The following is a 13,569-nucleotide window of genomic DNA, read 5'->3' on the forward strand; positions in this document are numbered from 1 at the left end:
ATGGCTTCATCATCTTTTTGGAATAAGAAAAAAGTATTTATTACAGGACATACTGGATTTAAAGGCTCCTGGCTCACCCTTTTCTTAAGTTCTTTAGGTGCAGAAGTAGTAGGCTTTTCTTCTCATCCCCCATCCATTCCTAACATTTTTGAACAAGGTAACGTAGCAAAAGAGTGCACGACAATGAAAGGCGATATTACAGATTACCATTCTTTATTTCATGCCATGAAGCAGCATAAACCTGACATAATATTTCATTTAGCAGCTCAGCCAATCGTAACCGCTTCATACAAAAATCCTATCGATACATTCAAAACGAATGTTTTAGGTACTGTCCACGTGCTAGAAGCAGCAAAGTCCGTCGAAAGCGTACGTGCCATTATTAATGTGACAAGCGATAAATGTTATGAGAATGACGGTAGTGGCGACCGAGCGTTCGTGGAAAATGACCGACTAGGAGGTTTCGACCCTTATAGCGCTAGTAAAGCTTGCGCTGAAATAGTGGCAACATCCTATCAAAAATCATTCTTCCGCACTAATACCCAGAAACTCGCCTCAGTCAGAGCTGGTAACGTCATCGGCGGTGGTGATTGGGCAGAAGATCGATTATTCCCTGATATCATTCGGGCATATTTGCACAATCATACTTTGTATATTCGAAACAAATATGCCGTCCGTCCGTGGCAACATGTTTTAGATCCTCTACATGGCTATATCCTTTTAGCTGAGAAACTTTGGAATGATGATAAATATGCAGAAGCGTGGAATTTCGGCCCAATGAATGAACCTAACAGAACCGTTCATGATGTCATTGAATCTGTAATAAAATTATGGAATAACCCACTAACAATCATTTCCTCCTCTACAAATACTCCTTATGAATCACCTGTTTTAACACTCGACAGTACAAAAGCAGTAAATAAACTCGGCTGGACTCCTAAGTTATCAACAGATGATGCTATCGCTTGGACTGTTGATTGGTACAAAAAATATGCATCTGGTGAAAATATAGAATCTTTCACACGACAACAAATCGATGCATTCAAAAATTTATAAGGGGGCTATAAAATGGAACAGAAAAAATGCCGTTTTTGCCACTCATTACTAACCAACACTTTTTTAGATTTGGGCGTTTCCCCTCTTGCTAATTCATTTGTAGCTCCTGAAAGCTCATATAAAATGGAACCTTTTTATCCGCTGCACACATTTGTTTGTAACTCTTGTTTACTCGTACAGCTAGATGAATTTGAATCCCCACAAAATATTTTTCATAACTATTTATACTTCAGCTCTTACTCCTCAAGTTGGCTACTACACGCTAAACAATACGTAGAAATGGCGATTAAGCGTTTCAACTTAACGAAACATTCAAAAGTGATTGAAATCGCAAGTAACGATGGGTACTTATTACAATACTTTAAAAAAGAAAATATCGAGACATTGGGAATTGAACCCGCGAAAAACGTAGCAGAAATTGCTATCAAAAAAGGAATTCCTACTCATGTAAATTTTTTCAGTAATGACTTAGCAAAAAAATTGCCACAAGCTGATTTAATCGTCGCAAATAACGTATTAGCACACGTTCCGAACTTGCATGATTTTGTCGCTGGTTTAAAAACACTATTAAAACGTGATGGCACGATAACAATTGAATTCCCGCACTTATTAAACCTTATATCTTTTAACCAATTTGATACCATCTACCATGAACACTTCTCCTACTTCTCACTTATAAGCCTTCAAAAAGTTTTAAGTTATCATCATTTACAAATTGTTGATGTAGAAGAACTTTCAACGCATGGTGGTTCCTTACGGATTTTTGTAAACCATCTAAATGCCCAATCAACTATCCATTCCAATGTTACAAAATTAATTCAAAAAGAAGTCGACCACGGGTTAGATACTTTAGATTACTATCTCCTTTTTTCTAAACGCATCGAACAATTGAAAATAAATATTTTAAAGTTTTTTATTGAAGCGAAAGTTTTAAACAAACAAATTATCGGTTACGGTGCTCCAGCTAAAGGAAACACCCTTTTGAATTATTGCGGGATAGGTAAAGAATTTCTAGCTTATACAGTAGATAAAAATCCTCACAAACAAAATCTCCTTTTACCAGGAACTCGTATTCCAGTAAAATCTCCAGCAGAAATTAAACGTACAAAACCGGATTACATTTTCATACTTCCTTGGAATTTGAAAGACGAAATTATGAAAGAATGCTCTTTCATTCGTGAATGGGGCGGTAAATTTTTAGTGACGGTTCCAGAAGTTGAGGTGATCGAGCCATGAAGAAAGTTGTTGTAACAGGTGGTAGTGGCTGGATAGGTAAATATGTTGTACATTCACTTATACAAAAGGGATATGAAGTGCAAGCCACGTATAATAAAAATAACCCCTCTCACCTCCCTTGCCATTGGCATAAAGTAAACTTGCTTCGCGATGACGAAGTAAAACAATTCATTTCGGATGTTCAGCCTAGCCATCTCATTCACCTTGCTTGGGAAGCAGTGCCACCAGCATGCTATGTATCTATTAATAATTACTATTGGCTAAAGTCTAGTATTTCATTGATTCAACACTTCACAACATGCGGCGGAAAGCGTGTTGTCGTTGCAGGTACTGGCGCAGAGTACGAATGGTTTAACGGCGTATTATTTGAAGATTCATCGCTCCTTTCCTATAAAACCCCGTATTCTTTATGTAAAAATGCACTGCACTCCTGGCTAGAAACGTATGCACAACAAACAGGCCTCAGCATGTGTTGGGGCCGCATTTTTCATATGTATGGACCTCACGAACAAGGTAATCGGCTCGTTTCTAACATTATCACTTCCTTATTAAAAAATGAGGAAGCACTATGTACACATGGAAAACAATCGAGAGATTTCCTCCATGTGAGTGACGTCGCTGACGCTCTCGTAACAGTATTAGAACATGGCGTTACAGGCACCATCAATATCGCTTCAGGTCAATCTGTACAAATTAAAGAACTAGCTTCTATCATCGCTAAAAAGATAGGAAAAGAACATTTAATTAAACTAGACGCGATTCCTTTCTCTAAGGATGAACCTTTATTCGTCGGCGTTAGTGTAGAACGTTTAAAAACTGAAGTAAACTGGAAACCAACATACGATTTAAATACAGGAATAGAAGAAACAATTTTATGGTGGGAATCATTTATACAAAAACATAACGATATACGTCACTAAAACGTAAATCCTTCGTTCCTCTCGCTAATTCCTTATACCATTCTTCTAATCTTTCCGGCGTAATAATATGGTGCGTCCCCATTCCCCCATGCTTACTAGCTTCAGAAAGAGTCGGACCAATTTGTAACTTTCTCTTTCTCATCACATCGTTCCACGGACTAAATCCAAACCATAATATACAAGCAAGAGGTGGATAAATCATCGATTCATGCGCAGATAAATGTCTTCCAACCGTATAACTTCCATGCTCATGATTATGAATAAATCTACCTCTTCTCCATAACGGCCAATCTTCTGGTAAATAACCATGAAATCGCTGTTTCATTAAAGGTATTCCAAAGTTAAGGTCAGGATAGTTGTAGTTAGGATCATCAACCATAATAAGCCCGTCCAGCCAATACATCCTCCCCCCCAATTCATTTAGCGATTTCCAAAACTGATTTTTATCTTGCACGCAAAGAAACTCAGTCGTATTTAAAATCATTTTCCATCCTTGTACTTCTTGTTCTATCCTCATCACTTCATGATCTGTCGCATATGCATCAAACTCTGGATTTACAGAATCTCGCACCTCCCAATGCGGTGCGAATTTTTTACAAATCTCAACGGAACGATCTGTTGAACCTTTATTAATTAAAATACCATGATCAAAAAGTTTCGTATGATGCATAAGCCACCATGGCAATAAATACTCTTCATTGTAAAAATGTGAAATAACGGTTGTAGTTATAATAATCTCCTCCTCTTTCTCTATTAATCTACTTTTTATCCTACAACCAATATACTCATAAGCAAAAATATGTTTCCTAATTATTGATCAAATATTATTATTAATATTTTTGTAAGTTTTCCTTTGGTACCCAGCCCTTCTCACCATCTCTTCCTTCGCACCAAACCCATTCATTCAATTCTTCTAATCCGATCAATCTTTCTCCAATATTCACATTTAATTCTTTCGCAGTATATTGTTTTATAATAATTCCTGTTCCATTCATATCTTTTCTTATAATTTGCTCCGGAACCCATCCTTTCCGGTTATACTTCTCTTCGTGACAAAACATCCAGTTTTCCCAGTTTTCCGGACCAGCGTAACTCTCTATCATTTTCACTACATCCCCCTCTTCTAAGCGAATTGGATTAGGATAATTGCTAACATGTGATTTTATAACGATATATTTCATAACAACCTCCAATAATCAGAAAATTAAGTTATAATATCATTATAACTTAAAGAGGAGGAATGCACTCATGTACTACAACACTTCATTCGAAAACGATCAACCTGTAGGCCGTCTATAAACTAAGACGGGCTTATAACACATACACTATGCCTCGTCTTAGGGAACTCATATTACCCTAAAAATAGACGGAGGTACTTCAAATGAAACAAACAATTTTAGGAGCTATATGCTTATCACTAGCAGCAAGTATATGGGGCGGTATGTATGTTGTTAGCAAATACGTACTCGATTTCATTCCACCACTAACACTCGTTTGGCTACGCTTTATTATCGCTTTTGTTGTTTTATATGGCATTTTGAAACTAGCTGAGAAAAAGCAAAAGAAAAAAGTAACCATTCGCAAAAAAGATTGGCTCCTATTCGCTTGGATTGGATTTATCGGCTATTTCATTTCGATCACATGCCAATTTATCGGAACAAAATTATCCGACGCTCATACAGGCTCGTTAGTTACATCAGCTACACCTGCATTTATGGTTATATTTGCAGCGCTCATTTTGAAAGAAAAACTAACTGCTCGTAGACTTTTATCTACTATAATAGCGACAATCGGTGTCATTATCGTAATCGGATGGGATATTGAAATTGGCTCCTATTTTATTGGAACAATCATTTTAGTTGGAGCCGCTATTACGTGGGCTTTACTATCTATTTATGTAAAAATCGCTTCAATCCAATTTTCATCCTTAGTTATTACAACGTACGCAATTTTCTTTTCACTCTTTTTTATTACACCTTTTATGATATGGGAGCTACAAGCGGCCTCTATCGGAACAGTAAATACGTACGTAATATTAGGCGTATTATACTTAGGAATCGTCTCAACAGCAGGTGCCTTTTTCCTTTGGAATAAAGGATTAGAATTACTGGATGCAAGCATAGGTTCCTTATTTTTCTTCTTCCAACCTATCGTTGGATCGTTACTTGGTTGGCTCTTATTAAATGAAACATTAAATAGTAACTTTTTTATTGGTGGTATTCTTATTATATGTAGCGTTTTAATTACTACTTTTGAAAAGAAATAAAAAGCAGGCAGAGATTCTTAGTCTCTGCCTGTTCGCATTATTGGATCTTGGTCGTGAAAACCAATACAAATCGGTATATTATTTTGCACTTCACTACGTACACTTATAAAACTACACAGCGTTTTAGCAATTAAATATAAAGTGATACCAATTGCTTTTTCACTTGTGTCAAAGCCATTTTCATTATACATATCCGCTAATTCTACAGACTCCGGTCCCTCAACATCATATGTCCATTCAGAAGCCCAATCATCATCCTCTTCTTCAAGTGGAGCATACTCCTCACAAATATAAAACTGACTAGTCCACTCGTTATCAAGGTCATACTCAAAATAAATCGCTTTTGCTTCTTCATTAGTAGCCATTTCTACAGCTGCATCCAAACCTACTCGAATACTTACCTTATATGACTCTACATCAATTACTTTAATTCGTTCTGCATATTCTGTAGACGCCAACATGCAACAAATATCATAATACTTCGCTTCTATTTGCTCTACTGCTAACGAAAAGACATCCTCTTGCATCTCTTCTAAATACTGAAATATATCCACACTAAATACTCCTCACTCTTTACGCACTCCAATGCGATGGACGAGACAATAATTTCGGTAATTTCGTATGTTTGTCCCCTCTAGCAGCATTAACTTGAACTTGCGTCAGAAAAATACTATTAGTAAAATCAGCCCCGCGAATATCTGCATCTCGCAAATCTGCTCCGATGAGATCTGCTCCTCTTAAATCTGCACCATTTAAGTTAGCCGCAATTAAGTAAGCTCCTCTTAAATTTGCACCTTGTAAATTTTTCTTTTTCAGATTCGCTCCCATAAGGTCTGCTCCGCGGTGAATGATTCGTTTCTTACGCGCAGTATTCATTTCCTTCCATACTAATTCGCTCGTTTCTAAAAGAAGAATGTTCACCTCTGCCCTATGCATTGGAACATTTATTTTCATTAACTCATCTGGATTTAAATTCGAAAGTCGCTCTGTCTCCTCAATTGCGGTCTCCAGCTCTTTATGAATTGGCTGTGTTGCCTTTAAAAGAATCGCTTCATTCAAATACCAAAGCATTTCATGAAGTTGATGCATAACCGGAAAAGCATCGTACATTTTTCTTGCATGCTTTGCATCTTCCCTCCAATCAATCCCTTTAAACGTACCCTGAGAAATCTTCTGCCCAGCACCGAAACATTCAAATACTGTACAACCTTTATAACCTTTTCCTCTAAGATTTTTATGTATACTACATTTAAAATCTGATTGTAAGTTGGAACATGGTTTACCACCATCTTTATTCACTGCAAAATCTACCGATGCTGCAAACGGTAATGCAACGCAACATAGACCGAAACATTTTTCGCAGTTTGCTTTTAAATGATCGTTATGATTAGTCAAAATCTATACCCCCTGTTGTCTTTTGACTATTTCATAATATTCCAACTGTAATAAATAATCAATTTTAAAATAAACCAGCATCTTTCGTTTCAATTCATAAATTTATCATTCGATTTCCTTTCAATTGAAAAGGACTATTTCTATTTAATGAATTATAATTAAATTATAAATTTTCTAACTAAAAAGGAGACTTATTATGGCACTAGAAATGAAAACAAACTGTCAAATTTGCGATCAATCGCTCGAACAAGATTCTGAAGCATACATTTGTGTATATGAATGTACATTTTGCGCACCATGTACAGAAGAAAGACATAACGTTTGTCCAAACTGCGGCGGCGAATTAGTACGTAGACCGAAAAAGAAATAATAAAAAGCAAAGCGATATCGCTTTGCTTTTTATTATTTTCTGAGTTTATGAAATTATATCGAATACAACTTAAACATTTACAAACTTCACACAAACAGGCTCTGGCACAACAACATCAGATTGTAAAAGTGTTAACTTACCTGTAGATTCATCTCTTGAAAATAACACAAGATTATGTGACTTTTCATTTGTAGCAACAAGGAACTTTTCAGTAGGATCTAATACAAAGTCTCTTGGCCAATTTCCTTCTGTAGATGTATGTTCAACAAATGTAAGCTGACCTGAATTTTGATCTACGCTATAAACAGCGATACTATTATGACCACGATTACCTGCATATACAAAACAGCCGTCAGAAGAAATATGAATCGCACTTCCTTGATTATTTTCATCAAACTCTTCTGGAACAGTAGAAATATACTGTAATTCTGTAAAGGATCCTTCTGCAGGATTATAGGTTAACACAATAACCTCTGAACTAAGCTCCGTCATCACATATGCATACTTTCCATTCGGATGAAAAGTAATATGTCTTGGACCACTTCCTGGATTTACAGATAAACGATTCACTTCTGTTAATGTACTATCTTTTACTTCATACGTAATTATTTTATCTATCCCTAAATCAACGCCCACTACATATTTTTCATCAGGAGTGTACCCCGCGTAATGTGCATGTGGTTTTTCTTGTCTTTCTTTATTCGGACCTGAACCTTCATGTGCCATAATAGATGAAGCAGGATTTACAGTTCCATTTTCTTCATTTATTTCAAAAGACTCAATCGTTCCTTTATGGTAATTCGCTGTAACTACTGTATGATTTCCACTATCAACACTAATATGACAAGGAGAAGCACCTTCTACTACTTGTCTATTTTTCGCTTTTAGTTCTCCAGTATGACTATCAATGGAATACGCAGCTACACCGCCAGATTCGCCTTCCTTAACAACGGAATAGAGATATTCATTATTTCGGTTAATCGTTACATATGTAGGGTTATCCAGCTTAGCGGCAAGTGTTACATTACTAATTTTTTTTGCTTCTACATCTAGCGTAAATTTATATATTCCTTCGCTATTTTCTTTCGTGTAAGTTCCAACATATCCAATAAACTCTTTGTTATCCTTCATTTTCATAACCCTCTCTCCCTATATTTTTCGTTCATCATGCTTCTTAAAATATTTTATGTTGAAAGAGTATCCTAAAAAATCGGAGTACCTCTTTATACGTTACCATATTTTCTTGGTAAATAGCTTTTAAACCCACTTTTTTTGATACGCTGCTATACTTTCATATTCTTCTTCCAATTGACGGGACAGACGGATATAGATTGGCGTTAAATCTTTATATTTTTCCACACTTTCCATGTTTGGCTCATGATGGAAATCTGCACCTACCATTTCAGAAACTACAGATAATGTATCTATTTCACCTAAACTATATAAACCGAGGATTGCAGCTCCTAAGCAAGAGCTTTCGAAACTTTCCGGAACATATACGTCTTGATGGAAGATGTCCGCCATCATCTGTCTCCAAAGCTCCGACCTTGCAAAGCCGCCTGTCGCTTGAATTTTTTTCGGTTCGCCAATTAACTCTTTTAAAGCGAGAAGAACCGTATATAAATTATAAATTACTCCTTCTAAAACAGCACGGATAAGATGTTCTTTCTTATGATGCAATCCGAGTCCAAAGAAAGATCCTCGTGCATTTGCATTCCATAAAGGAGCTCTTTCCCCTGCTAAATACGGGTGAAACAATAAACCGTCAGATCCAGGATTCACTTTTGCTGCTATTTCAGTAAGTACTTCATATGGATCTTTCCCTAAACGCTTCGCAAGTTCAATCTCTGAAGTACCCAATTGGTCACGAGCCCATCTGAAAATCATACCGCCGTTATTCACTGGTCCACCGATTACCCAATGGTCTTCAGTTAACGCATAACAAAAAATTCTACCTTTTGGATCTGTTACAGGACGATTTGTTACAGCACGTATCGCACCGCTTGTACCAATTGTAACAGCCACAACGCCAGGATCTATTGCATTTACACCTAAATTAGATAGTACTCCATCACTCGCTCCTACTACAAAAGGCGTAGAAACAAGTACATTCATCTCTTTGGCAAGCTCTTCATCTAATCCTGTTAAACTGTGCGTTGTTGGAACAAGTTTAGAAAGCTTTTCATCTGTAATTCCCGCAACATGTAAAGCCTCTTCATCCCATTTTAAAGATTTCAAATTAAACATCCCTGTTGCTGACGCTATAGAACAATCAATTACATACTCTTTATATAACTTGTAAAAAACATATTCTTTAATAGAAATGAATTTATAACTTTTTGCGAATAACTCTGCCTGCTCATTCTGTAACCAAACTAATTTCGAAAGTGGTGACATCGGATGAATTGGTGTCCCAGTACGAAGGTAAATTTCATGACCATTCATATCATTCTTTATTTTCTCCGCCCAGCTTGCACTTCTATTATCTGCCCAAGTGATACATCTCGTTAACGGCTCTCCCTTTTCATCTACGGCAATGATACTATGCATTGCCGAACTAAAAGAGACACAAAGAATATCACTTGGCTGTACACTACTTAATCGTACAGTTTCTTTAATCGTATGTATTACTGCACGAAAAATTTCTTCTGGGTCTTGTTCCGCTGTTTCAGGCGTAGGAGAATATAAAGGATATTCAATTCCATGACTAGCAATAACAGATCCATCAGTAGAAAATAGAACTGATTTTGTACTAGTTGTCCCAATGTCTACACCAATCATATATTTTGAGCTCACCATTTCTTCCTCCTAACAAAAAATTGTTACAGTATCCCACCATAAAAATACATTCCTTTTATCTATTGATAACGTTGTATGCCACAATTATCTAAATAGAAACATCTTTATCTTAAACAAACATATCGAGTAGTAAAACTCCTCCAAAAGCGATAAATGAAAGTAACGTTTCTAATACTGTCCATGTTTTAAATGTTTCTTTCACTGTTAAACCTAGGTATTCTTTTACCATCCAAAAACCAGCATCGTTTACGTGTGAAAACATTAATGCTCCTGCACCTGTTGCAATAACGAGTAACTCTAAGTTCACACCTGTTGTATTTTCAACGATTGGCGAAACGATACCCGCTGCTGTTGTTAAAGCGACTGTCGCTGACCCTGTTGCAATTCGAATTAATCCTGCTACTATAAATGCTAATACAATTGGGGATAGAGCTAAATGCTCAGACATTTGAGCAATAGCATTGCCTACACCACTATCGATAAGAATTTGCTTAAATCCCCCGCCGGCACCAATAATCGCAACAATTGAACCGATTGGTAATAAGCTATCTTCTGTTACCTTCTTAATAGCCTTTTTATCGATACCTTGGCGAAATCCAAGAAAATAGAACGCTGCAAAACATGCAATCAATAGTGCAATGATAGGACTACCGATTAATGTGACAGTCTTCATCAAAGTAGTAGAAAGAGGCACATAAGGAGCTGCTGCAGCTAAAACCATTAACATAACAGGTAACAATATAACTAAAAATGAAACTCCTATTCCTGGTAATTTCGTTGATTTTGTATTTACACGAATCAATTCTGGCTCATTTTCAGGAATTACACGTTTGTGAATCCATTTCGCAAATATAGGACCTGCAATAATCGCTGCAAAAAATGTAATAATGAGTGAATACAATAGTACCTTCCCAAGATTCGCTTTATAAATACCAATTGCTACAATTGCCCCTGGATGCGGAGGAACAAGGCCGTGTACGACAGATAGCCCAGCAATTGCTGGTAATGCTATCAATAAAATATTTTGTTTCGTTGTTTTATGAATTGAAATTACTAACGGTAGTAATATTAAAATACCTACTTCAAAAAACACCGGAATTCCAATAATAAAACCTGCAATTAACATAGCCCATGGTAAGTTTTTTATCCCAAAGGATTTAATAAAGAACTCTGCCACTTGCATTCCAGCACCTGACTCTGCCATCATTTTCCCTAAAATTGTACCTAATACTAAAATACCTACTAAATGCCCGAGAACACTTCCAACTCCCGTTTCATAAGCACTCACTATTTTATCCATTGGCATTCCAGACATAATTGCTAAAAACAAACTTGCAACCGTTAAACTAATAAACGCATGCCATCTCCACCACGATACCCCTAAAATAACAATTACAATTGATAATAATGTAATAATTAAAAGGTACATATTCATACTCAATCCCCCTTTATGTAAACCCTTTCATAATTACTATATAATGAAAAGAACCTATATAGTTCTTACTTGAGTAAAAGATACCTTTACATATTGCTATACGTTTAAAAGCATCTTCACATCATAATGATTTATATAAAAAGAATCTCCCTTATTAGAGATACACTATAACTCATCTCTCTAATAAGGGGATTTCTCTTTCATAATTATAATGTTATTGTGATAAACGCTTCGCGCGATCAATTTTTCCTTTTTTAAAAGTGAATGACACTTTCATCTCTGCTTTTTTCACGTAATAAGACTACAAAATCAGGATCCAGTTTAAACGATGAAGTTACTTAGGATTTGTCCTCTCATGAAAAGCAATTTTCGGAAAGCACCTTCACTTTCATGCATTATAATTTAGGAGCTTTCGCCCAATCCGCAGCAAATTTCTCAATACCTTGGTCTGTTAATGGGTGCATAGCAAGTTGCTCGATTACTTTATAAGGGATTGTTGCAATGTGAGCACCTGCCATCGCTACACGAGTTACATGATCTGGATGTCTGACAGAAGCCGCAATAATTTGTGTATCTAATTGATGAACATCGAATAATTCAGCAATTTTAGCAACTAATAGTACACCATCTTCAGAAATATCATCTAAACGTCCTAAAAATGGAGAAACGTACGTTGCACCTGCTCGAGCAGCTAAAAGTGCTTGGTTCACAGTGAAAATAAGTGTAACGTTCGTTTTCACACCTTTTTCAGTAAGATAGCGACAAGCTTCTAATCCTGCTAGCGTCATTGGAAGTTTTATCGTGACGTTTTTATCGCCACCGTTAATTTTAATTAATTCTTCTGCTTGAGCAATCATTTCTTCAGCTGTAACAGCATCTGGCGTTACTTCTGCCGAAACAGACTCAACTTTAGGTACTGCCTGACAAATTTCTGCGATACGGTCTTCAAACTTAACGCCCTCTTTTGCTACTAAAGAAGGATTTGTTGTAACACCAGCTAAAACTCCAAGTTTATATGCTTTTTTTATGTCCTCAAGATTTGCAGTATCAATAAAAAATTTCATGATCAATTCCCTCCAGTTTTTAAACGTTGATGAGTTACATGTTTAATATGCTTATCCCGTAAAAGCCCGATTGATGTGGAATAAAGCCCCTACTTATTAAAGTTTCACTTTATTTCTTTTCTACTGCATGTCCGCCAAATTCATTACGCAGAGCTGCTACAACTTTTCCTGTAAATGTATCATTGTCTAATGAGCGGTAGCGCATTAATAGAGACATTGCGATAACAGGCGTTGCTGTTTGAAGGTCTAATGCTGTTTCTACTGTCCATTTTCCTTCACCAGAAGAATGCATAACACCCTTAATTTCATCCAGTTTTGCATCTTTAGAAAATGCATTTTCTGTTAATTCCATTAACCAAGAACGAATGACTGAACCGTTGTTCCATACTCTTGATACTTTTTCATAATCGTAGTCAAATTCACTTTTCTCTAGAATCTCAAATCCTTCACCAATAGCAGCCATCATACCGTATTCAATTCCGTTATGAACCATTTTTAAGAAGTGACCACTACCAGCTTTTCCAGCATATAAGAATCCATTTTCTACAGAAGTATCGCGGAAGATTGGTTCAACGATGTCCCAAGCTTCTTGATCTCCTCCAATCATGTAACAAGCACCATTACGAGCGCCTTCCATTCCGCCAGAAGTTCCTGCATCCATAAAGTGAATGCCATCTTTCTTTAATTGTTCATATCGGCGGATAGACTCTTTATAATGTGAATTACCTGCTTCAATTAAAATATCTCCTTTTGATAAAAGTGGTGTAACCTCATCAATAACAGAATCAACAACAGCGTGTGGTACCATGACCCAAAGAATTCTTGGTGTTTGTAAAGACTGAACAAGTTCACTTAAACTAGATGTACCCGTTGCCCCGTACTCTTTCATTTCTTCTACTGCGCTCGTATTTAAATCAAATGCTACTACTTCATGTTTATGATCCATTAAATTTTTCCCTAAATTTAATCCCATTTTACCTAACCCAATTAATCCTACTTGCATAATATAATTCCTCCTCAAATCATCT

The 13,569-nt window shown here is 36.4% G+C and carries 14 protein-coding genes; 5 read left to right on the plus strand and 9 right to left on the minus strand.

Annotated elements, in window-relative coordinates; all coding sequences use genetic code 11:
• Genes rfbG through V7S45_RS16380 form a run of 3 tightly spaced genes read left to right on the plus strand, consistent with a single transcriptional unit; the run spans window position 1 to window position 3,212 of the window.
• Window positions 1-1,056, plus strand: coding sequence for a CDP-glucose 4,6-dehydratase (gene rfbG, locus V7S45_RS16370; protein ID WP_000168659.1), 1,056 nt, complete (start codon window positions 1-3; stop codon window positions 1,054-1,056).
• Window positions 1,057-1,068: 12 nt separating this feature from the next.
• Window positions 1,069-2,292, plus strand: coding sequence for a class I SAM-dependent methyltransferase (locus V7S45_RS16375; RefSeq protein ID WP_000435779.1), 1,224 nt, complete (start codon window positions 1,069-1,071; stop codon window positions 2,290-2,292).
• Window positions 2,289-3,212, plus strand: coding sequence for an NAD-dependent epimerase/dehydratase (locus tag V7S45_RS16380; protein ID WP_000758381.1), 924 nt, complete (start codon window positions 2,289-2,291; stop codon window positions 3,210-3,212). Before V7S45_RS16375 ends, V7S45_RS16380 begins: the two co-directional genes overlap by 4 nt.
• On the opposite strand, the gene V7S45_RS16385 is transcribed toward V7S45_RS16380, so the two are convergent.
• Together V7S45_RS16385 and V7S45_RS16390 are read right to left on the minus strand one after the other, a co-directional pair.
• On the minus strand, window positions 3,181-3,981 hold the full coding sequence (locus tag V7S45_RS16385; RefSeq protein WP_075678122.1) for a glycosyltransferase family 2 protein: 801 nt from the start codon (window positions 3,979-3,981) through the stop codon (window positions 3,181-3,183). The genes V7S45_RS16380 and V7S45_RS16385 overlap by 32 nt on opposite strands.
• Before the next feature lie 61 nt (window positions 3,982-4,042).
• A complete protein-coding gene (locus tag V7S45_RS16390) occupies window positions 4,043-4,393 on the minus strand; it encodes an SH3 domain-containing protein (RefSeq protein WP_000875287.1) in 351 nt (116 codons plus the stop codon).
• 200 nt (window positions 4,394-4,593) lie between these two features.
• Between V7S45_RS16390 and V7S45_RS16395 the strand changes: the two genes are divergently transcribed.
• Window positions 4,594-5,478 (plus strand): DMT family transporter, encoded by an 885-nt coding sequence (locus tag V7S45_RS16395; protein WP_000814733.1) that lies wholly within the window; start codon window positions 4,594-4,596, stop codon window positions 5,476-5,478.
• Window positions 5,479-5,495: 17 nt separating this feature from the next.
• Here the strand turns inward: V7S45_RS16395 and V7S45_RS16400 are convergent, their stop codons facing one another.
• On the minus strand, window positions 5,496-6,032 hold the full coding sequence (locus V7S45_RS16400; RefSeq protein ID WP_000350943.1) for a hypothetical protein: 537 nt from the start codon (window positions 6,030-6,032) through the stop codon (window positions 5,496-5,498).
• Window positions 6,033-6,051: 19 nt separating this feature from the next.
• Window positions 6,052-6,873 (minus strand): pentapeptide repeat-containing protein, encoded by an 822-nt coding sequence (locus V7S45_RS16405; RefSeq protein WP_000181423.1) that lies wholly within the window; start codon window positions 6,871-6,873, stop codon window positions 6,052-6,054.
• Between the two features lie 196 nt (window positions 6,874-7,069).
• Here V7S45_RS16405 and V7S45_RS16410 point away from each other — a divergent pair, with 196 nt between their 5' ends.
• Entirely contained in the window at window positions 7,070-7,243 is a 174-nt protein-coding gene (locus V7S45_RS16410) for a DUF1272 domain-containing protein (protein WP_001162788.1), read from the plus strand.
• 69 nt (window positions 7,244-7,312) lie between these two features.
• Here the strand turns inward: V7S45_RS16410 and V7S45_RS16415 are convergent, their stop codons facing one another.
• The 5 genes from V7S45_RS16415 to gnd form a co-directional block, all read right to left on the minus strand.
• Window positions 7,313-8,380: a lactonase family protein gene (locus V7S45_RS16415; protein ID WP_000782260.1), complete on the minus strand. Its 1,068-nt coding sequence runs from the start codon at window positions 8,378-8,380 to the stop codon at window positions 7,313-7,315.
• A 120-nt stretch (window positions 8,381-8,500) separates the two neighbouring features.
• Window positions 8,501-10,042, minus strand: a complete 1,542-nt coding sequence (gntK, locus tag V7S45_RS16420; protein ID WP_000254945.1) for a gluconokinase — start codon at window positions 10,040-10,042, stop codon at window positions 8,501-8,503.
• Between the two features lie 109 nt (window positions 10,043-10,151).
• Window positions 10,152-11,477: a gluconate permease GntP gene (gene gntP, locus V7S45_RS16425; protein ID WP_001057601.1), complete on the minus strand. Its 1,326-nt coding sequence runs from the start codon at window positions 11,475-11,477 to the stop codon at window positions 10,152-10,154.
• A gap of 395 nt (window positions 11,478-11,872) precedes the next feature.
• Window positions 11,873-12,541, minus strand: coding sequence for a fructose-6-phosphate aldolase (gene fsa, locus V7S45_RS16430; protein WP_000667692.1), 669 nt, complete (start codon window positions 12,539-12,541; stop codon window positions 11,873-11,875).
• Window positions 12,542-12,650: 109 nt separating this feature from the next.
• A complete protein-coding gene (gene gnd / locus V7S45_RS16435; RefSeq protein ID WP_001195927.1) occupies window positions 12,651-13,544 on the minus strand; it encodes a phosphogluconate dehydrogenase (NAD(+)-dependent, decarboxylating) in 894 nt (297 codons plus the stop codon).
• Between the last annotated feature and the right edge of the window lie 25 nt (window positions 13,545-13,569).

The organism is Bacillus sp. BR3(2024) (assembly GCF_039134555.1).
GTDB classification, from domain to species: domain Bacteria; phylum Bacillota; class Bacilli; order Bacillales; family Bacillaceae_G; genus Bacillus_A; species Bacillus_A cereus.

What these genes read in the sequence shown, in the direction of transcription:
- rfbG (WP_000168659.1), top strand. Translation starts at nt 1, where the DNA reads ATGGCTTCATCATCTTTTTGGAATAAGAAAAAAGTATTTATTACAGGA.
- V7S45_RS16375 (WP_000435779.1), top strand. Translation starts at nt 1,069, where the DNA reads ATGGAACAGAAAAAATGCCGTTTTTGCCACTCATTACTAACCAACACT.
- V7S45_RS16380 (WP_000758381.1), top strand. Translation starts at nt 2,289, where the DNA reads ATGAAGAAAGTTGTTGTAACAGGTGGTAGTGGCTGGATAGGTAAATAT.
- V7S45_RS16390 (WP_000875287.1), bottom strand. Translation starts at nt 4,393, where the DNA reads ATGAAATATATCGTTATAAAATCACATGTTAGCAATTATCCTAATCCA.
- V7S45_RS16395 (WP_000814733.1), top strand. Translation starts at nt 4,594, where the DNA reads ATGAAACAAACAATTTTAGGAGCTATATGCTTATCACTAGCAGCAAGT.
- V7S45_RS16410 (WP_001162788.1), top strand. Translation starts at nt 7,070, where the DNA reads ATGGCACTAGAAATGAAAACAAACTGTCAAATTTGCGATCAATCGCTC.
- V7S45_RS16415 (WP_000782260.1), bottom strand. Translation starts at nt 8,380, where the DNA reads ATGAAAATGAAGGATAACAAAGAGTTTATTGGATATGTTGGAACTTAC.
- gntK (WP_000254945.1), bottom strand. Translation starts at nt 10,042, where the DNA reads ATGGTGAGCTCAAAATATATGATTGGTGTAGACATTGGGACAACTAGT.
- gntP (WP_001057601.1), bottom strand. Translation starts at nt 11,477, where the DNA reads ATGAATATGTACCTTTTAATTATTACATTATTATCAATTGTAATTGTT.
- fsa (WP_000667692.1), bottom strand. Translation starts at nt 12,541, where the DNA reads ATGAAATTTTTTATTGATACTGCAAATCTTGAGGACATAAAAAAAGCA.
- gnd (WP_001195927.1), bottom strand. Translation starts at nt 13,544, where the DNA reads ATGCAAGTAGGATTAATTGGGTTAGGTAAAATGGGATTAAATTTAGGG.